This is a genomic window from Brevibacterium sp. CT2-23B, assembly GCF_013168765.1.
GTDB lineage: Bacteria > Actinomycetota > Actinomycetes > Actinomycetales > Brevibacteriaceae > Brevibacterium > Brevibacterium sediminis.
In genome coordinates this window covers 596,764-621,893 of record NZ_JABBYK010000001.1, presented here as the reverse complement: position 1 = coordinate 621,893, position 25,130 = coordinate 596,764, and the positions used below count along the sequence as shown (strand labels likewise).

The following is a 25,130-nucleotide window of genomic DNA, read 5'->3' as shown; positions in this document are numbered from 1 at the left end:
CACCTGCAGATGTTCATTTGTTGAGAATATGCTGACAGACACTGCCCCTGAGCGCGGAATCTAGGTGCGCGGAGTACTCCAGGCCGCTAATCTCCGACACGCCGAGGGTGGCGAGGTGTGATGTCTGCCACTGGGTGTCGATGAGCCAATTCCCCGGTCCCGTATCCGCATCCGCCGAGGTGGACCGGCTTTCTCCGCTGACGACGTCGGTTCCGTCGAAGAGTCCGACGAGGTGGGCCAGCGCGGCCTTCGAGGCGTCGCGCTGAGTGTGGAACATCGATTCGCCGGCGAAGAACGAACCGATGGCGACTCCGTAGAGACCGCCGACAAGCTCATCGCCGTTCCAGACCTCGACCGAATGCGCCCACCCGTCGTCGTGGAGGCCCTGGTAGAGCTCGATCATGTCCTCGGTGATCCAGCTGCCCGTCCGCCGCGGGTCGGCACATGCCCGGATGACGTGCATGAAGGCGCGGTTGGTGGTGAAGGTGAAGTGCTTCATCGATTTGCGCAGGCTCTTCGTCACACGCAGGTCACCGGGAAACAGAACTCCACGTCGTCGTGGAGCCCACCATCCCATCCGACCGGTGCCCCCGTGGCCGACTCCCATCGGGAAGAGTCCGGCCCGATACGACAAAAGGACCTGGGGCTGCGTTGCCGTGTACGACACGGCACGCAGATCCTCCAGGTCCATGAGAAGCGCTCCTCCTCAGCCGAGGCTGATCAGTGGAACGAGTCTCCGCAGGCGCAGGATCCCCCGGCGTTGGGGTTGTCGATGGTGAAGCCCTGCTTCTCGATGGTGTCGGAGAAGTCGATGGTCGAACCGCTGAGGTAGGGAACGCTCATCCGGTCGACGATGACCTCGACGCCGTCGAAGTCGCGGACCGCGTCTCCGTCGAGGAAGCGCTCATCGAAATAGAGCTGATAGATCAGTCCGGAACATCCGCCGGGCTGGACAGCCACGCGCAGGCGCAGGTCGTCACGACCTTCCTGTTCCAGCAGGCTGCGGACCTTGTCGGCAGCGGTCGACGACAGCTCCACCTCGTGGGTGGCTTCTGCATTTTCGGTCACAGTCATGGTTACTCCTTTTCGCGTTCCTGTCCCCAGGCTACACCGGTGACAACGTCGGTGCCCGGCAAGCTATTCCCCATTCGTGTCATCCGTGGTCGCCGAGGCGCTGCAGCAGCAGGGTTTCGGCGACGATCGCGGCTTTGAAATCGGGCAGGTAGAGCGATTCGTTGGCGCTGTGGGCCCTCGCGTCGGGATCTTCGACGCCCGTGACGAGGATCGATGCGCGGGGGAACACATCGAGCAGATCGGCGATGAAGGGGATCGATCCGCCGATGCCCATCGTCACCGATTCGGTGCCCCAAGCGTCGGTGAGCGCCTGGCGGGCGGTCCGGACCACAGGGTCGTTCTCATCGGCCTGCCAGGGGCTTCCGCCCTCGGTCTCCCCGATGCTCAACTGCGCACCGAAGGGCAGATGCGCGCGCAGATGCTCCTCGACGGCCCGGACCGCCGAGGCGGGGGTGTCCCCGGGCGCGAGTCGGATCGAGAGCTTGGCCTTCAGGGAGGACTGCAAGGTATTCGAGGAGACCGCCACATCGGGAATGTCGAGACCGATGACGGTGATCGACGGCTGTGTCCACAGACGGGAGGCCAAGGTGCCTGCGCCGATGAGCTCGGTTTCCGCGAGCACCCCGGAGTCTGTTCGCAGCGTCGCCTCGTCGAAGTCGATGGACGTCTCTGTGCTCGAGTGCAGGCCGGCGACAGCGACGGAGCCGTTGTCGTCATGGAGGGTTGCCAGCAGCTTCGTCATCGCGAGCATCGCATCCGGTGCCACTCCCCCGTACATTCCCGAATGCACGGCGTGGTCGAGGGTGGAGACCTCGAATTCGACGGCGCACATTCCGCGCAGGCTCGTCGTCAGGGCCGGAGTCCCCGCTGCCCAGTTGCCCGAATCGGCGACGACGATGACATCTGCGCGCAGGCGGTCCCGGTAGGTCTCGAGGAAATTGCGGAAGCTCGGGCTGCCGGCTTCTTCCTCACCTTCGAAGAAGAGCGTCACACCGACACCGAGGCGGTCGGCCAGCAGCCGCAGAGCCGTGAGGTGGACCATGATCCCGGCCTTGTCGTCGGCGGCTCCACGGCCGAAGAGGCGGTCGCCCTTCCGGGTGGCGACGAAGGGTTCGGTGTCCCAATCCTCGGCGCGGCCGGGCGGCTGCACATCGTGATGGGCGTAGAGGAGGACGGTCGGGGCGCCCTCCGGCGCCGGCACGGAGGCGACGACGGCCGGGTATCCGTCGGCGCCGTCCGACTGCTTCGCGGTGAGGATCTCCGTCTCGAGGCCGAGCTGACGCGCCAAGCCCGCGACAGCCTCGGCGCTGGCCGTGACATTCGCGGCGTCGAAGCTCGGCCAGGCGACGGAGGGGATGGCGACGAGATCCGTGAGATTGCCGAGAACCTCGTCGAAGATGGTGTCCAGTTCGGCATGCAATTGTGCACTGTCAAGTGCTGAAGTCGATTCGCTCATCCTCCAAAGGTAGTATTCATCTCGTGTTCGGAAACAAAAAATCTCGCGCCGAGGACGAAACCTCCGCCTCTCAGCCAGTCCATGACGACCTCTCCGCAGAAGCCGACGCCCGTCGCGAAGCGGAGGCGAAGAAGGGACGGCCCACGCCCAAGCGCAGCCAACAGGAGTCCGCGCGCCGTCAGCCCTTGGTGAACAAGGATCGCAAAGTCGCGAACAGACAAGCCAAGGAGCACCAGCGGCAGGAGCGCGACCGCGCACGCATCGGCATGATGAACGGCGAGGAGAAATACCTCACCCGCCGGGACAAAGGCCCGCAACGCCGGTACATCCGCGACTACATCGATGCCCGCTTCTCGATCGGCGAGATCTTCATACCAGCCGCGATCCTCATCCTCGTCATCGCGTTCACGCAGCCGGTGCAGATCCAGCAGTACTTCACCTACGCCGTCTGGGGTCTCATCGCACTGATCGTCCTCGACGGGTTCGTGCTCAACTACATCCTCAAGAACCGGCTGCGCAACAAGTTCGGCGAGGTCGAACGGGGCATCACCTTCTACGCAGTCATGCGCAGCATCCAGCTGCGTCCGCTGCGCATGCCCAAGCCTCAGGTCAAGCGCCGCCAGTACCCCGAGTGAGCAGCCGGCTCGACTCGAGGCCGCGTGCGATGCGGCCGGGGAAGAACGGACCGGAGTAGATCATCTCCGAATAGAACTGAACCAGATCGGCGCCCGCGGCCACTCGAGCCCGGGCGTCTTTCGCATCCGCGACGCCGCCGACGGAGATGACGGTGAGCTCGTCGCCCACGTGCCTCTTGACCAGACGCAGCACCTCGAGAGAGCGTTCGGCCACGGGGCGTCCGGAGATGCCGCCTGCCTGGCCTTCGGCGAACTCCGCCTCGGCGCCGGTCAGCACACCGCGATCGATCGTCGTGTTCGTCGTGATGAGTCCGTCGACGCCGGTGCGCAGAGCGAGGTCGCAGATCTCGGCCACATCCTCGTCGGCGAGATCCGGGGCGATCTTGACCAGCAGGGGCACATGACCCAGCGTCGACCGCGGGCGCTCGACCACCTCGGCGGCGGTGTCGCGGACGGCGGTGATGATCGGCTCCAGGCTGCCCACGGACTGCAGATCGCGCAGACCGGGAGTGTTCGGTGAGCTGACATTGATGACGAGGTAGTCGGCCAAGGGAGCCAGCGCACGGGTCGAGGCGGCATAGTCGGCCACCGCGTCGGCCGCCTCGACGACCTTCGTCTTGCCGATGTTGATGCCCACGATTGGACGCAGGCGCTGCGGGAGGGATTCGATCTTCCTCCGTTCGGCGGCGATGTTGAACGATGCCTGCCGGGCTCCGTCGTTGTTGAACCCCATCCGATTGAGCAGGGCGAGATTCTTCCGCAGACGGAACAGCCGCGGACGATCATTGCCCGGCTGCGCATGGGCGGTGATCGTGCCGACCTCGATATGTCCGAAGCCCAATGACGACAGAGCACGGACCCCCACGCCGTTCTTGTCGAACCCCGCGGCCAGGCCCACTCGGTTGGGGAAGGGCAGACCCATCACCTGAGCGGGCCGGACGGTGTCGCGGGCACAGACGACGCGGAGCAGGCGACCGAGCAGAGGAATGGAGTCAAGAAGGCGCAGCGCGGAGAACGAGAGGTGATGGGCCCGTTCGGCATCCATGGGAACGAAGAGGAGTCTGAAGATCAATGAGTACACGCACCTAAGAATATGTCAGAGTCCCTCATCGCTTCAGCAGGCGCTCGACTCACTGCTTCAGCAAGTCGGCGTGTTTGGCATTAGGATCGAAGCAACGTTCAAAGACGACTGAAAGGGAACTCATGGCTGGTGCATCCACCCTCAGCAGCTACTCCACGACCTCACCGGTGAAGGCCACCGCCTCCGTTCTGGTGCTGGCGGCAGCCGACTCGACGGTCCTCGGACTCGAAGGGGCGAAGGCGGCGAAGACCGCCCTCGACGAAGCCGCTCGCGCCATCGGGTTCAGCGGAAAGGCCGGATCCACCGCTCGTGTTCCCGCTCCGAAGGGTGTCGCCGCCGACTCCGTCCTGCTCGTGGGGCTCGGGGACTTCGATCCCGATGACTCCGATGTCGCCGCAGCTGCTGAAACGCTGCGTCGCGGCGCGGGAGCGGCGCTGCGTGCACTCGACGGTGTCGAGTCGATCGCACTGGCCCTGCCCGCCGCCACTCCGACAGAGGTCGAAGCGATCACGGTGGGCGCGGGACTCGGAACCTACCGTTTCCTCGACTACCGCAGCGAAGGCGGGACTCCGGGCGAGATCACCGTTATCGGCCCCAAGGGCAAGACCTTCGCCGCAGCCCATGACGCCGGCGCAGTGATCGCGGCCGCGACGAACAGAGCTCGCGATCTCGTCAACACTCCCCCACTGGATCTCTACCCGGAGTCCTACGCGGAGATCGTCAAGGACCAGGCCAAGGACCGCAAGCTCAAGGTCACAGTGCTCGGCGAGAAGGAGCTCAAGGCCGGAGGCTACGGCGGAATCATCGGCGTCGGCCAGGGTTCGACTCGTGGACCCCGCCTCGTCAAGGTCGAATACGCACCTCGCGGCGCCAAGCGCCATCTCAGTTTCGTCGGCAAGGGAATCACCTTCGACTCCGGCGGCATCTCACTCAAGCCGGCGAAGAGCATGGAGGACATGAAGTCCGATATGGCCGGTTCCGCGGCCGTCGTTCAGGCGCTCTTCGGCATCGCCGACCTCAAGCTCCCGGTGCGTGTCACTGCGTGGCTGCCGATGGCGGAGAACATGCCCGGGTCTTCGGCACAGCGCCCCAGCGACGTGCTGAAGATGCGCAGCGGCAAGACCGTCGAGGTCACGAACACCGATGCCGAGGGTCGCCTCGTCCTCGCGGACGCGCTCACCGATGCGGGGGCTGAGAACCCGGATCTGCTTATCGATGTGGCCACACTCACCGGTGCTCAGATCGTCGCCCTCGGCGAACGCACCTCCGGTGTCATGGGTTCCGAAGCCGCACGGGCAGAGGTCATCGCCTCGGCTTCCGTGGCCGGTGAGCAGATGTGGGCGATGCCGATCCCCGAGGAGATGCTCTCCGGGTTCGACTCCACCGCCGCCGATCTCACGAACTCAGGACCTCGCCCCGGCGGCATGCTCGCCGCTGCGGCGTTCCTGCGTGAATTCGTCGGAGAGGATGCGAACTGGGCGCATATCGACATCGCCGGACCGAGCTTCAACGGTTCAGCACCCTTCGGCTACACGCCGAAGGCCGCGACTGGAGCCGCGGTGCGCACCCTCATCGAAATCGCGAAGGCGAAGGCCTGAGCCCGGTGGTTCTACACGCTGTCGAGGTGAACGTGATGATGCCCACCTGTGTCCAATCAGACAGCGTTTTTCTTCGCCCCGCGCAAGAAAAGTGGAAAGATAAGACTGAAAGCTGCGTACTGCAGGCTTATTCACAGCTACGAGGAGAAATCCGTGAGTGACGAATTGACCTACGACCTTGTCGTTCTGGGTGGCGGAACCGGTGGCTATGCCGCTGCTCTGCGAGCCGCAGAGCTCGACATGAAGGTCGCTTTGATCGAACGCGACAAGGTGGGAGGCACCTGCCTGCACCGTGGCTGCGTGCCGACGAAGGCTCTTCTGCACGCCGCAGAAGTCGCCGACACCGCCAAGAACTCTGAGACCTTCGGCATCGAAGCCGAGTTCAAGGGGATCGACATCGCCAAGGTGCTCGAGTACAAGGACGGGGTCATCACCCGCAACTACAAGGGTCTGCAGGGTCTGGTCAAGGCTCGCGGAATCGACACCTACTTCGGCACCGGCAAGCTCGTCGGCAAAGACACTGTCGAGGTCACCGGCGAAGACGGCAACCACACCGTCAAGGGCACGAACGTTCTGCTCTCGACCGGTTCGACATCGAAGACCATCGGTCTCGAGGTCACCGACCGCGTGATCACGAGCACCGAGGCTCTCCAGCTCGACAAGGTCCCGAGCTCGGCCATCGTGCTCGGCGGCGGCGTCATCGGCGTCGAGTTCGCCAGCGTCTGGAACTCCTTCGGAGCTGACGTCACGATCGTCGAGGGCCTCAAGCACCTCGTTGCCAACGAGGACGAGACCATCTCGAAGAACCTCGAGCGCGCCTTCAAGAAGCGCAAGATCAAGTTCAAGCTCGGCGTCATGTTCAAGGGCGTCGAAGAGACTGCCGACGGGGTCAAGGTCACTCTCGAAGACGGTTCGACGCTCGAGGCTGAGTACCTCCTCGTCGCCGTCGGCCGCGGCCCGGTCACCGAGGGCTTCGGCTTCGAAGAGCAGGGTATCCCGATGGATCGCGGGTTCGTCCTCGCCAATGAACGTCTCCACACCGGCGTCGGCAACATCTACGCCTGCGGCGATATCGTCCCCGGACTCCAACTGGCCCATCGCGCCTTCGGCCAGGGCATCTTCATCGCGGAGGAGATCGCCGGCCTCAACCCGGCACCGGTCGTCGAATCGGGCATCCCGCGCGTGACGTACTGCGAACCGGAGATCTTCTCCGTCGGACTGTCCTCCGCTCAGGCGGAAGAGAAGTACGGAGCGGACCAGGTCGAATCGCTCGAGTACAACCTCGGCGGCAACGGCAAGTCCGTGATCCTGGGCACCACAGGCCTGATCAAGGTCATCCGCGAGAAGGACGGTCCGGTCGTGGGCGTGCACGGAATCGGTGCTCGCCTGTCCGAGCAGGCCGGTGAAGCGCAGCTCATCGTCAATTGGGAAGCATTCCCCGAGGAAGTCGCGCAGCTCATCCACGCGCACCCCACGCAGAACGAAGCACTCGGCGAGGCGCACTTGGCCCTGGCCGGCAAACCCCTGCACTTCCACTCATAAGATCCGAGGAGACGAATACTCATGTCGAATTCCGTTCAGATGCCGGCTCTCGGAGAGTCGGTCACCGAGGGCACTGTCACTCGCTGGCTCAAGGAAGTGGGCGAAGAAGTCGAGGTAGACGAGCCGTTGCTCGAGGTGTCGACCGACAAGGTCGACACTGAGATCCCGAGCCCCTACGCAGGCACCCTCGAGAAGATCCTGGCCGAAGAAGATGACGTGGTCGAGGTCGGCGGCGACCTCGCCTACATCGGCGACGGCAGCGGCGCTTCAACCGACGACGAGGAACCTGCGGAGGAACCCGCCGAGGAGCCTGCAGAGGCCCCGGCCGAAGAAGCACCGGCGGCCGAAGAAGCACCCGCGGCCGAAGAGGCCCCGGCCGAGGATCCGAAACCTGCCGCTTCGGATTCCGGATCCTCCGAAGGCACCGAGATCACAATGCCCGCGCTCGGCGAATCCGTCACCGAGGGCACCGTGACCCGCTGGCTCAAGGAAGTCGGTGAAGAGGTCGAGGTCGACGAACCGCTCCTCGAGGTCTCCACCGACAAGGTCGACACCGAGGTCCCCTCCCCCGTTGCCGGAGTCGTTCAGGCTCACTTGGCGGAAGAGGACGATACCGTCGAGGTCGGCGCGCCTCTGGCTCGCATCGGTTCCGGTGCCCCGGCCGAATCCGCACCGGCTGAGGAAGCGCCCAAGGAAGAGGCCCCCGCCGAGGAAGCTCCGGAGCAGGAAGCCCCCGCCGAAGAGGCTCCGAAACAGGAAGCCCCCAAGGAGGAGGCAGCGAAGCAGGAATCGGCTCCCAAGCCGGCCGCGACCGCATCCGCACAGTCCGCCTCGGCCGCTCAGGCCGAAGAGCCGGTGGAAGCAGCTGCACAGGCACCTGCCGCCGCCGACACCGTCGGTGAGAACGCTGCCTACGTCACTCCCCTCGTGCGCCGTCTGGCCCGCGAGAAGGGTGTCGACCTCTCGCAGGTCTCCGGCACCGGAGTGGGCGGTCGCATCCGCAAGCAGGATGTCGAATCGGCCGCGAAGAACGGCCCTGCTGCCGCTCCCGCGGCACAGTCCGGCGCATCGGCCGGAGCTCCGAAGGCTCCGTTCAAGGTCGAGATCCCCGAGGAGGCTGCGAAGCTGCGCGGCACCACGGAGAAGGCTTCGCGTATCCGCCAGACCATCGCCAAGCGCATGAGCGAGTCACTCGATGTCTCCGCTCAGCTCACGCAGGTCATCGAAGTGGATATGTCTCGCGTCGTCAAGCTGCGCAAGGCCAATAAGGAGGCATTCCAGGCCAAGCACGGTTCGAAGCTGACCTACCTGCCGTTCTTCGCCAAGGCCATCGTCGAAGCGCTTCAGGTGCACCCGAAGGTCAACGCTCAGTACGATCTCGAGTTGCAGCAGATCACCTACTTCGATCACGAGCACCTGGCCGTTGCGGTCGATACCCCGCGCGGACTGCTCGTGCCCGTGATCAAGGATGCCGGTGACCTCAGCGTCGCAGGTCTGTCGAAGGCCATCGACGATGTCGCCGACCGGACCCGCAACAACAAGATCATGCCGGACGAGCTTTCGGGTGGTACCTTCACGGTGACCAACATCGGTTCCGTCGGGGCACTGTTCGACACGCCGATCATCAACCAGCCGCAGATGGGCATCATCGGCACGGGCGCGATCGTCCGCCGTCCCATCGCCGTGAAGACGGCCGACGGCGATGAGGCGATCGCCATCCGCGACATGGTGTACCTGCCGTTGACCTACAACCACCAGCTGGTCGACGGTGCGGATGCAGGACGATTCCTGCAGACCATCAAGGCACGTCTGGAAGAAGGCAACTTCGAGGCCGATCTCGACCTCTGAGCCTGACTCTCCGACACACCTGATCGAGGGGCCGACCATTCGTGGTCGGCCCCTCGGGCCATTCACCGCGTCGTCGCCTCCCGGACCTCCGCTACGAGCCATGTACCCTCGACTCTGTGCAGTTCGAACTCGACGGTCTGCTCGGCGAACTCCACCAGGGCGGCCCCGGTGCCTCCGCTCGACCGCATGAGCGCCGAGGCGACCACCCGGTCATCGTCGGCGGCGACGATCTCCACGTCCTCGACATCGATCGAATAGTCGGAGTCGGCATACGCCGAGGGATCGATGAGCTCATCGGCTGCTGCGGCGGCCGAGTCGGGCACAGTCAGTGCCTTCAGAGCCGCCTCGTCGCCATTGCTGAGAGCTGCTGCGCGTGACTCGCACAGTTCCTCGAGGACGGCGGACACGTCGTCTGCGCTCGGCGTCGACGTCGCTTCGGGCGGCCGGGTCGCCCCCTCGGCGGACGGCGCCTCTTCTCCGCTCACGGCCGCGGTGGACGACCATGAGGACCAGACGACGACTCCGCCCAGAACCGTCAGGCACACGGCGAGGCCGATGAGCAGGGTGCCGTGACCGAACACACGATGCAGGTCCACCGCCCGCAGGCGGGTCCACAGGGAGTCCACGGAGCCCAGCAGCGGTGCCATCCACTCCTTTCGGCCGCCTGCGCGTCGGCGATCACGTCTCGAGCGTCGCGAGCTCTTCGCCTCGGCGCGCAGCGGAGTCACTCCGCCTCCGCGCAGAGGCGGGGCCGGTGCGCTGTGCGTCGAACCGCTGTCCTCCTCGGATCGCCGGTGCGGTCTGAGTCCGGTTGCCACGCGCAGACGAGCCGTGAGGGCCGATTCCGGCGACGTTCCGCTCTCGGCAGGCACCATTGGAAGCGTAGCGGGACGGTCGAGTGTACGAAGGGAATCCGCCGCCTCGGCGAGGGCGGTGCCCAACCCGATTTCGGACGCCGCATCGTCCAGGAGGCCTGCGACGAGCGACCGCAGAGCCGACGATGACTCGGACAGAGCGAGGTCGACGGGAAGCAGCACCTCGGCCCACGGCCGCCCGTGGACGGCGTGATAGATCATCTCTCCCACGGCACGGCGCGGTGTCGTCGCAATGGGCGCCGAGACTCCGGGAATGAGGACCGGTCGACCGTGGGCGTCGAGGGAGAACGCGGACAGAGTGAGCCGATCCTCTGGTCGCGTGCACGTCGTGAGCTCCTCGATGATGCCCAGGAACAGGGTGCACAGCTCGGCCTCGGTCAGTCCCTGATAGGTGCGGATCACGTCGAGGACGAGACCACCGGGCGAAGCGGGGACGATGAGAAGGGAACGGGCGCCGGTCGGAAGAGCCACCTCGGTGAGGGCGAGAACACGGGGGTCGTCGGCATCGAAATCATTGTGCACGACGCCCCATGCACTGCGACCGTCGGAATCGACGACGCGATGGATATCATCCGCGATCGTTGCTTGGAACTCCCATGTCATGGTTCGTCATCTCCGTTGATGATGATCAGTCGCATTTAGTGTTGTTTAATGATGCTCGCCGATGTCGTTATGTGTCAAGGGCCACAGCCTCGGTGGAGGTCGCCAGATGTGATTGGAAACAAATTGAACACTGGGGTCAAGAGTCATAGTGTGGAGCCATGCCCCTGGCCACAGAAACGCTCGGGTTCGCCCCTGTCCTCTCGGACTATCGGCAGACTTGGGAATTGCAGAAGAGATACCACGACGAAGTGCTCGCCGGCGACCGTCGATCGACGATCCTACTCCTCGAGCATTCCCCGGTCTATACGGCCGGCAAGCGCACCGAGGACTTCGAACGACCGACCGACGGCACAGATGTCATCGACGTCGACCGCGGCGGGAAGATCACCTGGCACGGTCCCGGACAGCTGGTCGCCTACTGCATCTACAAGCTCAACGACCCCAAAGAGGTCCGACTCTTCGTGTCCCAACTCGAGGACGCGATGATCCGACTGCTCTCCGAATACGAGATCGAGGCGACCACGATCGAGGGCCGGGCCGGTGTCTGGCTGCGCGGCGACGAACTCCGTCGCGACCGCAAGATCGGTGCCATCGGCATCCGCATCCACGAAGGCGTGACGATGCACGGCCTGGCCCTGAACTGCAGCAACGACCTCGGCGCCTATGAGTCCATCATCCCGTGTGGGATCACAGACGCCGACACCACGTCCATCAGTGCTGAGCTCGGTCGGACCGTCACTCCCGAAGATGTGGCGCAGCGACTCGACGAAATCCTGCACGAGACCATCACCGCTTAGGAGAACTCAGATGACGATCGCACCAGAGGGCCGCCGCATGCTCCGCGTCGAAGCCCGCAACTCCGAGACTCCCATCGAGGACAAGCCGGCCTGGATCAAAGCGAAGGCCCATATCGGCCCCGAATACACCGCACTGAAGTCGCTCGTGCGCAAGCAGGAGCTGCACACGGTCTGCGAAGAGGCAGGCTGCCCGAACATCTTCGAATGCTGGGAAGATCGCGAAGCGACCTTCCTCATCGGCGGCGAACAGTGCACCCGGCGCTGTGACTTCTGCCAGATCGACACCGGCCGACCGGCTGAATTCGACGCTGACGAACCTCGCCGCGTGGCCGCCTCGGTGGCGGAGATGGGTCTGCGCTACTCGACGATCACCGGTGTGGCACGAGACGACCTCGAAGACGGCGGCGCCTGGCTCTATGCAGAGACCGTGCGCCAGATCCACGACCTCTCGTATGTCGACGGACGCGGCACCGGCGTGGAGCTGCTCATCCCCGATTTCAATGCCAAGCCGGATCAGCTCGCCGAGGTGTTCTCCTCCCGACCTGAAGTGCTCGCGCACAATGTTGAAACGGTTCCGCGCATCTTCAAGCGCATCCGTCCCGCATTCCGCTACGAACGATCGCTGTCGGTGATCACTCAGGCCCGCGAGGCCGGCCTGGTCACGAAATCGAACCTCATCCTCGGGATGGGTGAGACGAACGACGAGATCATCTCCGCACTGCAGGACCTCCACGATGCCGGCTGCGACCTCATCACCATCACGCAGTACCTGCGTCCCTCTCCTCGGCACCATCCCGTCACCCGGTGGGTCAAGCCCGCCGACTTCGTGATGCTGCGTGACGCTGCAGAGGAGATCGGCTTCCTCGGTGTCATGTCGGGTCCGCTCGTGCGTTCGTCGTACCGTGCCGGACGCCTGTGGGCCACCGCCATGCGCCGCCGCGGAGAGGAGATCCCCTCGCATCTGGCGCACCTGGACAAGCACACCCCCGCCAAGCAGGAGGCGCAGGCCGTTGTGGATACCTTCGGCCCCGGCGAAGAGGTAGACTTGACTGCTGAGCAATGAGCGTCGGCCTCCCCCTGATTACCGGAGGCGACGCCGCAACGCCCCTCAAGAGCAAGTGAGAGAATGAGCGAAGAACCGCGTAAGGGACTCTTCCGGCGCAAGCCAAAGGATCCGAACAAGAAGCCCGGCCGACTGGCGCAGATGCGTCAGGTCTACGAGCTGTCCGCCAAACACAACAAAGCGACTCCGTGGCTGCTGGCTGCGGCGATCCTCGGATGCACGCTCATCGGTCTGCTGATCGGTCTGCTCATCGGCGGCACCACCGCGATCTTCACGACGATCCTCGGCTTCATGGTCGGTCTGCTGTTGGGCATGTTCATGCTCGGCCGCTTCGCCGAGACCGCCGCTTTCGCTCAGATGGACGGACAGCCCGGAGCCTTCGGCGCTGTTCTCAACACGGCCCGCCGCGGATACCTGATGGATGAGAAGCCCATCGCCGTCGATCCGAAGAGCCGCGACCTCGTGTTCCGATCGACCGGTCGCGCCGGCGTCGTGCTGCTGAGCGAAGGTCCGAAGGGACGCAGCGCGAAGCTGCTGGCCAAGGAGAAGAAGCGCCACGAGCGCATCCTCCCCAATGTTCCGGTCCACACCTTCCAGGGTGGCAAGGAAGAGGGCCAGCTCGCGATGAAGCAGGTCGTCCCGGCCGTGCAGAAGCTGCCGCGCAAGCTCAACCGCGCCGAGGTCCTGGCCGTGCGCAATCGTCTGGCTGCTCTCGGGACGCAGGGCACGCGCCCGCCGATCCCGAAGGGCATCGACCCGAACAAGGCCCGCCCGAACCACAAGGCGATGCGCGGACGCTGACCCGCGTCCCCTCCGCCGAAACCCCTCGGCCGAGGCGAAAGAAAGCGGCGCCGACTCAACGAGAGTCGGCGCCGCTTCCCATTCCCCGTGTATTCCCCTCTTACTACCTGACGGCGGCCCAGCAACCTCGCGCGAGGTTGCTGGGCCGCCGTCAGGTAGTAATTGGGAGGTCAGCGGCGGAGGATGACGGTTCCTGCCGCAAGGTCGTGGACTCCGCGGTTGTCGCGGTTGAAGATGAGCGCCGGAATGACGAGCACGACGAGAACGGCGCGGATGAGCGACTTGATCAGTCCCGGCACGTGGCCGTCGAGGCGCCGGACTTCGATGCCGAAGAGACGATGGCCAACCGAATACCCGAGAGTTCCCACGAGCACGAAATTCTCGAGGGCGAAGAACGCGGGCGCGAGGATCGGATTCGCCGGATCGATGAGATTGGCGATCGCCAGACACATCAGCCAGTCGACGAGCAGGGCGAGGATTCGCTTCCACGCCGGGGCCAGAGAATGCGAGCCGTTGACAGGCAGACCCAGCCGCTTTCCGGGCCAGTCGTCTTCTTCCCTGTCGAACCGGGGTCCTTCGAGCCAGGAACCAAGGTCGTCACGATTGATCACTCCCCCAGCCTACGAAATCCGGCCTGAGTGGATCCTCAGGAAACATGCCCGAAACATGGTCGACATCACCACTTCATTCTTCGGCGACTAAGATTGACCGTGGTCAGGACAAACGGCCACCGTACACGAACTAGGAGACCTAAGTGTTCTCGTCTGCTGAAGAACTCGTCAACTACATATCGGACAATGACGTCAAATTCGTCGATGTCCGGTTCTGCGACCTGCCCGGTGTGGTCCAGCACTTCAATCTCCCCGCCGCCTCATACGGCACCGAGGAGATCACCGAAGGTCTGCTCTTCGACGGGTCCTCCATCACAGGCTTCCAGGGCATCCACGAATCCGATATGAAACTGCTGGCCGATGTCACCTCCGCGTACATCGACCCCTTCCGTGAGGCCAAGACGCTGGTCGTCACGCACTCGATCGTCGATCCGTTCACCGATGAGCCCTACTCCCGCGATCCCCGGCAGGTCGCGGCCAAGGCCGAGGCCTACCTCGAATCCACTGGGATCGCCGACACTGTCTTCTTCGGCGCCGAGGCCGAGTTCTACCTCTTCGACTCCATCCGCTACGAGAACACTCCCGGTGGCAGCTTCTACAAGATCGGCTCACAGGAAGCTGCGTGGAACACCGGCTCTGATGAGGTCGGCGGAAACCAGGGCTACAAGACCCCGTTCAAGGGCGGCTACTTCCCGGTCTCGCCGCAGGATCAGTACGCAGATGTCCGTGACAAGATGTCGCTGACGCTCGAGGAGATCGGCTTCGAGATGGAGCGGGCGCACCATGAGGTCGGCACCGCCGGTCAGCAGGAGATCAACTACAAGTTCAAGACGCTCCAGCACGCAGGCGATCAGCTGCTCGACTTCAAGTACGTGATCAAGAACACCGCTTTCGAGCTCGGCAAGTCCGCGACCTTCATGCCCAAGCCGCTCTTCGACGACAACGGCTCCGGCATGCACTGCCACCAGTCGCTGTGGAAGAACGGCGAGCCGCTGTTCTACGACGAGAACGGCTACGGCGGGCTCTCCGACCTGGCTCGCTGGTACATCGGCGGACTCATCGAGCACGCCGGCGCGGTGCTGGCGTTCACGAACCCGACTATCAACTCCTACCGCCGCCTGGTGCCCGGCTATGAGGCTCCGGTCAACCTCGTCTACTCCGCGCGCAACCGTTCTGCCGCGATCCGCATTCCGGTGACCGGATCCTCGCCGAAGGCCAAACGGCTCGAGTTCCGCGTTCCGGACCCCTCGTCGAACCCCTACCTCGCCTTCTCGGCCCAGCTCATGGCCGGGCTCGACGGTATCCGCAACCGCATCGAACCGCCGGAGCCCATCGACAAGGACCTCTACGAGCTCCCACCCGAGGAGGCCAAGGACATCAAGCTCGTCCCCGGCACCCTCGACGAGGCGCTCAACGAGCTCGAGAAGGACCACGACTTCCTCACCGCCGGCGATGTGTTCACTCCCGACCTCATCGAGACGTGGATCCGCATCAAGCGTGAGAACGAACTCGATGTTGCTCGTCTGCGTCCGACACCGACCGAGTTCGAGCTCTACTACGCACTCTGACCTCGATCGGCGGTCGATTCCAGCTGAACTGAGATCCCGCCGCCGGGTGGAATAGAGTGAGGGCGTCACGGGTTATCACCCGTGGCGCCCTTTCGGCTCTGCGGCCGTCGACGCGGCCGGTCGGATCACGCACCATCGGAGGGATGGACTTTGACGCATTATGACCTGCTGCTCATCGGCACCGGATCGGGAAACATGTTCCTCGACAAGCGGTTCGCCGGACTGAAGACCGCCATCGCCGAGGAATGGCACTTCGGCGGTACCTGCCTCAACGTCGGGTGCATCCCGACGAAGATGTTCGTCTACCCCGCCACCCTCGCCGAGCAGGCCACCGAGGCCGACCGCTACAACCTCACCCCGACCCACCCGAAAGTGGATTGGGCCGGACTCCAGGACCGCATCTTCTCCCGCATCGACGCGATCGAATCCGGAGGACGCGAGTACCGCAGCAGCGACCGCCAGCCCAATATCACCGTTGTCGCTGAACATGTTCACTTCACCGGGCAGAAGACCGTGCGCACCGCCTCCGGTGAGGAGATCACCGCCGAACGCATCGTCATCGCCGCCGGCGCCCACCCGATCATCCCCGACATCGCCGGGCTCGACACAGCCCGCATCGACTCCGACGGCTACCCGGTGTTCACATCGAACACGGTGATGCGCCGCGCCGCACAGCCGAAGCGAGTGGTCATCATCGGCTCCGGGATCATCGCCATGGAATTCGCCCACGTCTTCGCCGCCCTCGGCACCGAGGTGACCGTCCTCGCCCGCGGCCCCCGCCTCCTGGGCAATATCGACGAGGAGGCCGCCGACGAGTTCACTCGCATCTTCGACTCCTCCCACACCGTCCTCCACGGTGCTCAGTCCAAGCAGATCGACATCGCCGACGGTGAAGTCACATTGACCCTCGAACCCAGCGGCCGCCTCGCCGAGGCGGACCTGCCGGAGACGATCACCGCCGACGGAGTGCTCGTGGCCACGGGAAGGGTTCCCAACACCGCCGAGCTCGACGTCGAGGCCGCCGGTTTCGACGTCACCGACGGCAACCGCCTGTCCGTGGACGAGCACCAAAGAGTCCTCTCGGGCGGTCAGCCCGTTCCCGGAGTATTCGCTCTCGGAGACATCTCCTCACCCCATCAGCTCAAACACGTCGCCAACCACGAAGCGAAGATCGTCGGCCGCAATCTGGCCGCAGACGTTGCCGCAGGGTCGCCCGGCAGTGCTCGGGCGAACGACCTCGCCGCAGTCAATCACCATGCCGTTCCCGGTGCCGTCTTCTCCTCCCCACAGGTCGCCTATGTGGGCATGACCGAAGCAGAGGCCATTGATGCCGGACACGACGTCACGATCAAGGTGCAGAAGTTCTCCGATGTCGCCTACGGTTGGGCGATGGCCGATGATCCGGGAATCGTGAAGATCATCGCCGATCGCAGCACCAGGCGCATCCTCGGCGCTCATATCGTCGGTCACGAAGCCTCGATGCTCATTCAACCGCTCATCCAGGCCATGGCCTTCAGCCAGAAAGCCGACGAGGTGGCAACCGGCCAGTACTGGATCCACCCCGCCCTGCCCGAGGTGGTCGAAAACGCCCTGCTCGGACTCGAATTCGACGACTGAGCACATCCACCGACCACCGATTCGGCCGATGACCGGGAGCGGCAGATCGCACGTAGGCGGACTGCCGCACCTGGAGAATCAGAAGTCGTAGAAGCGGTGTTCCATCACTGAACGTGCGTGCCTGGTGGTGCGCAGATAGTCGTCTTCGAGGTCATGGCCCGCCCCTGCCGGATAACCGAGCAGGCGGGCTGTGGCCTCGAGCTCGGTATGATCGGCCGGCAGCGACTCGGCGGTGCGCCCACGGAAGAGCATCACGGCCGAACGCACATCGGTGGCCAGCTGCCAGGCAGCGGCCAGCTGTTCGGCATCCTCGGTCGGCAGCAGACCCCCGTCAGCGGCCACGTCGAGGGCCGTCAGCGTCGAGGTCGTGCGCAGCCCTTCCACCTGATGCCCGTGCTGGAGCTGCAGAAGCTGAACGGTCCATTCGACATCGGAGAGGCTTCCCCGGCCGAGCTTGAGATGTCGTCGCTTATCGGCATTGCGCGGCAGTCGCTCGTCTTCCATCCGCGCCTTGAGAGTGCGCACCTGCGTCAGTGCCTTCTGCGGCATCTCCGAGGGATAGCGCAGCGGATCGATGAGCGCCAGGTAGTCGGCGATGAGGCCGTCATCGCCTGCCACCGGCCTGGCCCGCAGCAGCGCCTGCGCCTCCCACGGTTGGGACCACTTTGCGTAATAGGCCTGGTAAGACGAGAAGCTGCGCACCAAGGGGCCGTTCTTGCCCTCCGGACGCAGATCAGCATCGAGATCGACCCCTTGAGCGCCTTCGCTGGCCTTGAGGCGAGTCGACAGCTGGAGGGCCACCTTCGTCACGTGCTTGCTCAGCCTTCCGCGCGCCTCGGCGTCGAGGTCGTCTGACACGGGACGGTAGACGAACATCGCATCGGCGTCCGAGAAGTAGCCGATCTCCCGTCCGCCCCACCGGCCCATGGCGATGATTGCGAATTCGTAGTCCGGGGTCTCGGACCCGTCGAGGTCTGCTCGCACCGCCTGCAGGGCACCTCTGACCGCCAGGTCCATGAGGTCGGAGAGATCACCGGGTATGGCGACTCGGTCCCCGACCCCGAGGACGTCGCGCAACGCGATCCGCAGAAGTTCACGACTGTAGGTCTCACGGATCGGAGTGACCGCCTCGGCGCCATGGCGCTTGAGCAGTCCATCGACCTCAGCATTGAGAATTTCCAGGTCACGGGCCTTAAGGTTCTCATGGCGGTCCAACCAGGCGACAGCGGCGGGCTGGCGCAGCAGAAGTTCCGTCGCATATCCGGACAGGGAGAGCACTTCGGCCACAGATTTGGCCGCCAGACCGGAGTCGCGGAGCATCTTGAGGAACCAGCCGGAGGAGGACAGCGATTCGCTCAGCCGGCGGAAGGCCAGCAGTGCTCGGTCGGGCTCGACTCCATCGGAGAACCAATCGAGCAGGGCCGGAAGCACCTGCTTGATGACCATGGCAGTGCGTGACATACCAGTCGTCAGCGCCTTGATATGGCCCAAAGCTCCTTGTGGGTCCACGTATCCGAACGCCTGAAGACGGTCGGCGGCAGCCTGCAGGCTCGACCCGCGCTTCTGTGCATCGACGACGGCGCCGTGGACGCCGACAGCCGCCTCGAGGATGGGCCGATAGAAGATCTGTTCGTGGAGGCGGGTGACCTGTTTGGCATAGTCGCGGCGGGCCTCTTCGAGGCGATCCCCGGTCCGAGATCCGGACCGGAAGACGGAACGGGCCAACGACCGAAGTTTGGCCTCATCATCGGGGATGAGCGCATTGCGCATCATCCTCGGGATCTGCACTCGGTGTTCGACGACACGCATGAACCGGTATGCAGTGGAGAAGACAGAGGCGTCCTGCTGCCCGATATAGCCATGTTCTCCGAGTTCACCGAGGGCGACGAGCGTATTCGGGGTGCGGATGTCCTCATCATTGCGTCCATGGACGAGCTGGAGCATCTGTGCGGAGAACTCGACATCACGCAAACCGCCGCGACCCAGTTTGATCTGACGCGGGGCTTCGACCGCCGGGATGAGGTCGACGACGCGCCGACGCATCGCACGGATCCCGTCGATGAAGCCGGGACGGCTGGCCGCCTGCCAGACCAAGGGCAGGAGTGACTGGGAGAACGCCTCCCCCACTTCGACATCGCCGGCCACCGGTCGGGCCTTGAGGAGGGCCTGGAATTCCCAGTTCTCCGCGATATCGGCGTAATAGTGCTCGAACTCCGACAGCGTACGCACGAGCGCTCCGGCTTTGCCTTCGGGGCGCAGCGCCGTATCGACTTCCCACAGTGCAGGCTCACCACCGGCATCGGAGAGGATGCCGCGCATGCGTTGGGCGAGGTCGGTGGCCAGGCTCCTGGCCCCTTCGGTCTCGGCGGAATCGAGAACGAAGACGACATCGACATCGGAGACGTAGTTGAGTTCTCGTGCTCCGGTCTTACCCAAGGCGATGACCGCCAGACGGATGTCGGCCGCCTCGTCGAGTTCGGCTCGTGCAATGGCCAGCGCCGCGTCGAGGGCAGCGGCGGCCAGGTCGGAAAGGACTGCCATGACATGGTCGACGATTTCGTCCGGAGACTCCGCCGACAGATCATCGGCGACGAGGCGAAGCACCGCATCCCGGTAGTTCCTTCGCAGCGCCTTGACCCCGTCATCTCCGGTCACAGTCGCGCGCGGAGCCGGGTCCTCGGGGTCCGCACCGAGGACCGTGAGCATCTCTGCTCGCAGGGACACCGCCGAGGCGGCAGGCGTGGAGATCAGCAGGAACGGGTCGGGAACGAGCAGCAGCGGCAGGGAGTCGGGATGCCGGACCAGATGGTCGACCATCGCCTCCGAGGTGCCGACGACCGCGAGGAGCCGGGCCAGGAGGGGGCGGTTGAGTTCGTCCTCGGCCAGCTCGCTCTTCGATCCGGTCCGCACTGCGTCCAGCAGGGCCGCGGAACCCTCCCCCGCGGCCTCGATCACGCGCAGCAGACCCAGCGCCGCTCCATGCGGATCCGGGGTTGCCATGAGGAGATCAACGAACCGCGAATCAGTGGCCAGAGGGACACCGAGGAGCTCATCGAGCTCATGGAGGAACCGAGAGGTGGCCTCCGGGACGCTGGTCGTGCGTGAGGTGATAGCGGCCATCACATCGAGGTGAAGTGCTTCGCGAGCTCATATGGAGTCACCTGCGCGCGGTAATCGGTCCATTCCTGCCGTTTGTTGCGCAGAAAGAAGTCGAACACCTCTTCGCCCAGGGTCTCGGCGACGAGATCCGATCCCTCCATCAGCTCCAGGGCATGTGACAGACTGCGCGGCAGCGCTTCGATCCCCATCGCCCGACGTTCGGTGGAAGAGAGCAGCCAGACGTTGTCCTCGGCCTCTTCGGGCAGTTCGTAGCCCTCTTCGATCCCCTTGAGTCCCGCTGCGAGCATAAGCGCATACGACAGGTACGGGTTGGCCGAGGAGTCCAGAGCACGGTACTCGACGCGGGCGGATGAGGACTTTCCGGAGTTGTACTGCGGGACCCGCACGAGAGCAGAACGGTTGCGGTGGCCCCAGGAGATGTACGACGGAGCTTCATGGCCGGTCCAGAGGCGTTTATAGGAGTTCACGTGCTGGTTGGTCACTGCCGAGATCTCGGCGGCGTGGGTGAGCAGTCCGGCGATGAACTGTCGGCCGGTCTTCGACAGCTGATATTCGGCCCCCGGTTCGAAGAAGGCATTGTTCTCGCCCTCGAACAGGGAGACGTGCGTGTGCATCCCATTGCCCGGGTGATCGGCCATCGGCTTGGGCATGAACGAAGCGTAGACGCCTTGGGAGATCGCGACCTCTTTGATGACCGACCGAAACGTCATGACGTTGTCGGCCATTGTCAGCGCGTCGGCGTAGCGCAAGTCGATCTCGTTCTGACCGGGCCCGGCCTCATGATGGGAGAACTCCACGGACAGCCCCATCGCTTCGAGCATGGTGACAGCTTCGCGGCGGAAATCATTGGCCGTTCCCCCGTTGACATGGTCGAAGTAGCCGGCCGTGTCGACGGGCATCGGCGCTGTGCCGTCGCTGATCCCGGACACAGGGTCGAGATTGTCGGTCTTGAAGAGGTAGAACTCGATCTCAGGATGCACATAGAAGGTGAAGCCGCGCTCGGCGGCTTTGGCCAGAGTGCGTTTGAGGACGTTGCGCGGATCGGCCGGCGCCGGCTCTCCCCCGGGCACGTGGATATCGCAGAACATCCTCCCGGTGGGCTCGGTCTCCCCGCGCCAGGGCAGCAGAGAGAACGTCGAGGGGTCGGGCTTGAGCACCATATCGGCCTCGAACACGCGGGACAGCCCTTCGACTGCCGAGCCGTCGAATCCGATGCCTTCGGAGAAGGCGCCTTCGAGTTCGGCGGGGACGATGGCCACGGACTTCAGTTGTCCCAGGACATCAGTGAACCAGAGTCGGATGAACCGCACTTCACGATCCTCGACGGTCCTGAGAACGAATTCCTCCTGACGCGACATCTATTCAGCCGTTCCACTTCTCGTCGTCTTCGTCCCACTGCTGATTGCGTTCACGTGCCTTCTCCAGGGCGGCGCGAGCGACTTCCTCGGTCTCGTAGGGCCCCATGCGGTGGGTCCAGTCGCTGACCAGGCCCTTTTCCACGGTGTTCGTCTCGAGGTTGAAGTAGTACTTCGAGTTCGGGTCGTCGATATCTTCGTAGAGTCCCATGGCGAGCCTTCTCTCCTCTGCGGGGTTCTGCATTGACGCTTTCAGCTTACCGTTTCAAGTCGCGAACTGACGGAATGTGTCGCTTATGCGTTGGAAGCGCTCTATCTGCATCTTTGGTGCAGTCTGAGCCCGACTGGAATCATGTTTTCCGCGTTATCTGGCACCCAGACGCACTGATTTCGCATCATTGGTGACGAAAACAGATTTAAAGGTTTGCTCTCCAAACCTTCTAAGGAATAGAGTTGACACCATCGACGACCGACGGAGAAGTCGGTCGCCTCCGCCCCTGCGGCACACGATCAGGAGAGAAGGACACACCATGCGCATTTCAGTGCCCACCGAGGTCAAGAACAATGAGTTCCGAGTCGCCATCACCGCTGCCGGCGTCCATGAACTCGTCGCCCACGGCCATGAGGTCACCGTGCAGGCAGGAGCCGGCGAGGGCTCCTTCATCGCCGATGCCGAATACGAGGCAGCAGGCGCGAAGATCGCCCCCGACGCCGCCACCACATGGGCAGCCGGCGACCTCGTGCTCAAGGTCAAGGAGCCGATCGCCCAGGAGTACGGCTTCCTGCGCAAGGATCTCGTCCTGTTCACCTACCTCCACCTCGCCGCGGATGAGGCGCTCACCACTGCTCTCATGGAGGCCGGCACCACCGCCATCGCCTATGAGACCGTCCAGCCCGACGGCGGCGGACTTCCGCTGCTGGCTCCGATGAGCGAGATCGCCGGACGCCTGTCGACTCAGGTCGGCGCTCACAGCCTGCTCAAAGCCAACGGCGGCCGCGGGATCCTGTTGTCCGGAGTCCCCGGTGTCGAGCGCGCGAATGTCGTCGTCATCGGTGCCGGTGTGGCCGGGACGAATGCCGCCCGGATGGCTCTGGGCCTCGGAGCGACCGTCGAGGTCATCGACATCAACATTCCGCGTCTGCGGCAGATCGATGAGACCTTCGCCGGTGCCATCGGCACGAAAGTGTCGAATAAGTACGAGATCACGAAGTCTCTGGCCACAGCCGACCTCGTCATCGGTTCGGTGCTCATCCCGGGCAAGAAGGCGCCGAAGCTCGTCACCGATGAGATGGTCGCTGGGATGAAGCCGGGATCGGTGCTCGTCGATATCGCCATCGACCAGGGCGGCTGCTTCGAGAATTCTCGTCCGACGACTCACGACGATCCGACGTTCACCGTCCATAACTCGGTCTACTACTGCGTGGCGAACATGCCGGGTGCGGTGCCGAACACAGCCACGGCGGCGCTGACGAATGCGACTCTGCCCTTTGCTGTGAAGATCGCCGACCAGGGGTGGCACAAGGCACTGTCGAACGATTCTGCGCTGGCCCGTGGTCTCAACATCCACAATGGGCACGTCACGAACGACAACGTCGCAGAGGCATTCGGCTTCGAAGCAGTGTCCGTGGCCCACGCCCTAGCCAACTGAAGAACCCCTATTACTACCTGACGGCGGCCCAGCAACCTCGCGCGAGGTTGCTGGGCCGCCGTCAGGTAGTAATTGGGTTAGGGGCGGGGGACGATAGTCGTGTACCTGAAGTGCTCCTCGCAGAGTCTTCCCGCAGCTTCTGCGTCTCCGGCAGCGATCGCCTCGACTATCGCGGCGTGGTCGTCCACGGCGTGATCGAAGAGCTCGGCCGAGAACGGGTCGTGACGGAAACCGGCGTTGATCTTCGTATCGAGGTCGATGGCCATGCGCACGAGTTCCGGGTTGTGACCGGCACGGGCGATGGCGAAGTGGAACTGCGCGTCCGCGGTGCGCGCGGCGGCCGCTTCGGCGCGTTGGGAATAGACTTCGGCCAGTTCGCGGAGCTCTCTCAGCTCCTCCTCGGTACGTCGCAGGGCCGCGGTCGCCGCCAGCGAATTCTGGAAGACGGCGCGGGCGTCAAGCAGGTTCCGCCTCTCGGCATGGAACTCGTCGATTCTGCCGGCCATGGGAGCCAGCGCCTCGGGGCGGGCCGTCTTGACGAACGTCCCTCCCCCGCGGCCGCGGCGGCGCTCAACGACTCCCAGACGCTCTAACCGCAGCAGGGCTGCGCGCACGCTCGAGCGGGACACCTGCAGATCCGCGGCCAACGTCCGTTCGCCCGGCAGCAGGGTGCCTTCCGGCAGCGCTCCGACGGCGATTCCGGAGAGGATGTGGTCCGCGATCTGCTGCGGTGCGCTCGTCAGGCTCACCACTTCGCCCAGTCCAGCGAACTCGTGGCCCGCCGATGTCGTGTCGTCGCTCAATCTGCCTCCCGCTTCCTTGGCACGGCTGCTTCCGATTCTAGACTCCACCGGGCCCGCACCGCGGCATCGACAGGCGACCGGGCGGCGGGACAAAGCCGCGTTTCCAGCATAGGATCGACACCATCATGACTGTTCACACTCGCCTGCTCACGCCCGGCACCATTTCGCCCGAACGCGGTGTGCCGAAGGACATCCCCCGCCCGGAGTACGTCGGTCGCGCCGACGCCGATGAAGGCCGGGGAAACAATTTCTACAGCCCCGAAGAAGTCGAGGTGGTGCGGGCGGCCGGTCGGATCGCGGCCAATGCCCTGGCCGCCGTCGGCGAGATGATCGTCCCCGGCATCACCACCGATGACATCGACAGGGTGGCGCACGAGTTCATGTGCGATCACGGAGCGTACCCGTCGACGTTGGGCTATCGGGGCTTCCCGAAATCCGTGTGCACCTCCGTCAACGAGGTGATCTGCCACGGCATCCCCGATTCGACCGTCATCGAGGACGGCGACATCGTCAATGTCGACATCACCGCCTACTACCAGGGCATGCACGGAGATACGAACTACACATTCACCGCCGGAGACGTCGATGAGGAGTCCCGTCTCCTCATCGAACGCACCTATGAGTCGATGATGCGTGGGATCAAAGCGGTCAAACCGGGACGTCAGATCAACGTCGTCGGACGAGTGATCGAGAAGTACGCGAAGCGCTTCGACTACGGAGTCGTGCGCGACTACAGCGGGCACGGAGTCGGCCGCGAATTCCATTCCGGGCTCATCATCCCGCACTATGACGCGGCTCCCGCCCATGCGGAGACGATGGAACCGGGAATGATCTTCACGATCGAGCCGATGCTCAACCTCGGCACGATCGACTGGGACGTCTGGGACGATTCCTGGACCGTGGTGACGAAGGACCGCAAGCGCTCCGCTCAGTTCGAGCACACACTAGTGGTGACCGAGTCCGGTGCCGATATCCTGACTCTGCCCGATGCCGACACCGCGATTGCCGCCGGACCCGCACACGAGGAGAGCTGA

Annotated in this window: 21 protein-coding genes; 11 read left to right on the top strand and 10 right to left on the bottom strand. The window is 64.3% G+C overall.

Features of this window, described 5'->3' with window-relative positions; genetic code table 11:
- Window positions 1-13: 13 nt before the first annotated feature.
- From aat to HIM68_RS02905, 3 genes are all read right to left on the bottom strand, one after another.
- Window positions 14-691, bottom strand: coding sequence for a leucyl/phenylalanyl-tRNA--protein transferase (aat, locus tag HIM68_RS02915; RefSeq protein ID WP_139467186.1), 678 nt, complete (start codon window positions 689-691; stop codon window positions 14-16).
- A 29-nt stretch (window positions 692-720) separates the two neighbouring features.
- Window positions 721-1,074, bottom strand: coding sequence for an iron-sulfur cluster assembly accessory protein (locus HIM68_RS02910; RefSeq protein ID WP_172169430.1), 354 nt, complete (start codon window positions 1,072-1,074; stop codon window positions 721-723).
- 79 nt (window positions 1,075-1,153) lie between these two features.
- The gene (locus tag HIM68_RS02905) at window positions 1,154-2,530 is read right to left on the bottom strand and encodes a dipeptidase (RefSeq protein WP_172169427.1); all 1,377 of its coding nucleotides are present in this window, start codon (window positions 2,528-2,530) and stop codon (window positions 1,154-1,156) included.
- Between the two features lie 23 nt (window positions 2,531-2,553).
- Between HIM68_RS02905 and HIM68_RS02900 the strand changes: the two genes are divergently transcribed.
- The gene (locus HIM68_RS02900; protein ID WP_139467184.1) at window positions 2,554-3,165 is read left to right on the top strand and encodes a DUF3043 domain-containing protein; all 612 of its coding nucleotides are present in this window, start codon (window positions 2,554-2,556) and stop codon (window positions 3,163-3,165) included.
- Here the strand turns inward: HIM68_RS02900 and HIM68_RS02895 are convergent.
- On the bottom strand, window positions 3,140-4,246 hold the full coding sequence (locus HIM68_RS02895) for a quinone-dependent dihydroorotate dehydrogenase (protein WP_139467183.1): 1,107 nt from the start codon (window positions 4,244-4,246) through the stop codon (window positions 3,140-3,142). The two genes, HIM68_RS02900 and HIM68_RS02895, sit on opposite strands and share 26 nt — an antisense overlap.
- A 122-nt stretch (window positions 4,247-4,368) precedes the next feature.
- Here HIM68_RS02895 and HIM68_RS02890 point away from each other — a divergent pair, with 122 nt between their 5' ends.
- The 3 genes from HIM68_RS02890 (at window position 4,369) to sucB (ending at window position 9,234) form a co-directional block, all read left to right on the top strand.
- Entirely contained in the window at window positions 4,369-5,844 is a 1,476-nt protein-coding gene (locus HIM68_RS02890; RefSeq protein ID WP_139908011.1) for a leucyl aminopeptidase, read from the top strand.
- A 153-nt stretch (window positions 5,845-5,997) separates the two neighbouring features.
- A complete protein-coding gene (gene lpdA, locus HIM68_RS02885; RefSeq protein ID WP_139467181.1) occupies window positions 5,998-7,386 on the top strand; it encodes a dihydrolipoyl dehydrogenase in 1,389 nt (462 codons plus the stop codon).
- A gap of 21 nt (window positions 7,387-7,407) precedes the next feature.
- Window positions 7,408-9,234 carry a 2-oxoglutarate dehydrogenase, E2 component, dihydrolipoamide succinyltransferase gene (gene sucB / locus HIM68_RS02880; RefSeq protein WP_172169424.1) on the top strand — a complete coding sequence of 609 codons (1,827 nt, stop codon included), beginning with the start codon at window positions 7,408-7,410 and terminating at the stop codon, window positions 9,232-9,234.
- Window positions 9,235-9,296: 62 nt separating this feature from the next.
- Here sucB and HIM68_RS02875 read toward each other — a convergent pair whose 3' ends face one another.
- A complete protein-coding gene (locus HIM68_RS02875) occupies window positions 9,297-10,712 on the bottom strand; it encodes a hypothetical protein (RefSeq protein ID WP_172169421.1) in 1,416 nt (471 codons plus the stop codon).
- A gap of 158 nt (window positions 10,713-10,870) precedes the next feature.
- On the opposite strand from HIM68_RS02875, the gene lipB reads away from it, so the two are divergent.
- The 3 genes from lipB (at window position 10,871) to HIM68_RS02860 (ending at window position 13,373) form a co-directional block, all read left to right on the top strand.
- Window positions 10,871-11,509: a lipoyl(octanoyl) transferase LipB gene (gene lipB / locus HIM68_RS02870; protein ID WP_139467178.1), complete on the top strand. Its 639-nt coding sequence runs from the start codon at window positions 10,871-10,873 to the stop codon at window positions 11,507-11,509.
- A 10-nt stretch (window positions 11,510-11,519) separates the two neighbouring features.
- Complete coding sequence (gene lipA / locus HIM68_RS02865) at window positions 11,520-12,572, top strand: lipoyl synthase (RefSeq protein ID WP_092013963.1); 1,053 nt, start codon at window positions 11,520-11,522, stop codon at window positions 12,570-12,572.
- Between the two features lie 63 nt (window positions 12,573-12,635).
- Entirely contained in the window at window positions 12,636-13,373 is a 738-nt protein-coding gene (locus tag HIM68_RS02860) for a DUF4191 domain-containing protein (protein WP_139467176.1), read from the top strand.
- A gap of 170 nt (window positions 13,374-13,543) precedes the next feature.
- Here the strand turns inward: HIM68_RS02860 and HIM68_RS02855 are convergent, their stop codons facing one another.
- A complete protein-coding gene (locus HIM68_RS02855; protein ID WP_172169418.1) occupies window positions 13,544-13,984 on the bottom strand; it encodes an RDD family protein in 441 nt (146 codons plus the stop codon).
- A gap of 143 nt (window positions 13,985-14,127) precedes the next feature.
- Here HIM68_RS02855 and glnA (HIM68_RS02850) point away from each other — a divergent pair, with 143 nt between their 5' ends.
- Together glnA (HIM68_RS02850) and HIM68_RS02845 are read left to right on the top strand one after the other, a co-directional pair.
- Window positions 14,128-15,552 (top strand): type I glutamate--ammonia ligase, encoded by a 1,425-nt coding sequence (gene glnA, locus HIM68_RS02850; RefSeq protein WP_101547431.1) that lies wholly within the window; start codon window positions 14,128-14,130, stop codon window positions 15,550-15,552.
- A gap of 150 nt (window positions 15,553-15,702) precedes the next feature.
- The gene (locus HIM68_RS02845) at window positions 15,703-17,169 is read left to right on the top strand and encodes a mycothione reductase (RefSeq protein ID WP_172169415.1); all 1,467 of its coding nucleotides are present in this window, start codon (window positions 15,703-15,705) and stop codon (window positions 17,167-17,169) included.
- 78 nt (window positions 17,170-17,247) lie between these two features.
- On the opposite strand, the gene HIM68_RS02840 is transcribed toward HIM68_RS02845, so the two are convergent.
- From HIM68_RS02840 to HIM68_RS02830, 3 genes are read right to left on the bottom strand one after another with little or no spacing between them, the layout of a single operon-like run.
- Window positions 17,248-20,289: a bifunctional [glutamine synthetase] adenylyltransferase/[glutamine synthetase]-adenylyl-L-tyrosine phosphorylase gene (locus HIM68_RS02840; protein WP_139908005.1), complete on the bottom strand. Its 3,042-nt coding sequence runs from the start codon at window positions 20,287-20,289 to the stop codon at window positions 17,248-17,250.
- A complete protein-coding gene (glnA, locus tag HIM68_RS02835; protein WP_062242448.1) occupies window positions 20,289-21,647 on the bottom strand; it encodes a type I glutamate--ammonia ligase in 1,359 nt (452 codons plus the stop codon). The genes HIM68_RS02840 and glnA (HIM68_RS02835) overlap by 1 nt, the downstream gene beginning before the upstream one ends.
- A gap of 4 nt (window positions 21,648-21,651) precedes the next feature.
- Complete coding sequence (locus HIM68_RS02830; protein ID WP_062242447.1) at window positions 21,652-21,855, bottom strand: hypothetical protein; 204 nt, start codon at window positions 21,853-21,855, stop codon at window positions 21,652-21,654.
- A gap of 319 nt (window positions 21,856-22,174) precedes the next feature.
- Here HIM68_RS02830 and ald point away from each other — a divergent pair, with 319 nt between their 5' ends.
- Complete coding sequence (gene ald / locus HIM68_RS02825) at window positions 22,175-23,293, top strand: alanine dehydrogenase (RefSeq protein ID WP_039207730.1); 1,119 nt, start codon at window positions 22,175-22,177, stop codon at window positions 23,291-23,293.
- A gap of 77 nt (window positions 23,294-23,370) precedes the next feature.
- Here ald and HIM68_RS02820 read toward each other — a convergent pair whose 3' ends face one another.
- On the bottom strand, window positions 23,371-24,096 hold the full coding sequence (locus tag HIM68_RS02820) for a FadR/GntR family transcriptional regulator (protein ID WP_172169412.1): 726 nt from the start codon (window positions 24,094-24,096) through the stop codon (window positions 23,371-23,373).
- Between the two features lie 125 nt (window positions 24,097-24,221).
- On the opposite strand from HIM68_RS02820, the gene map reads away from it, so the two are divergent.
- Window positions 24,222-25,130, top strand: a complete 909-nt coding sequence (gene map, locus HIM68_RS02815; RefSeq protein WP_139908003.1) for a type I methionyl aminopeptidase — start codon at window positions 24,222-24,224, stop codon at window positions 25,128-25,130.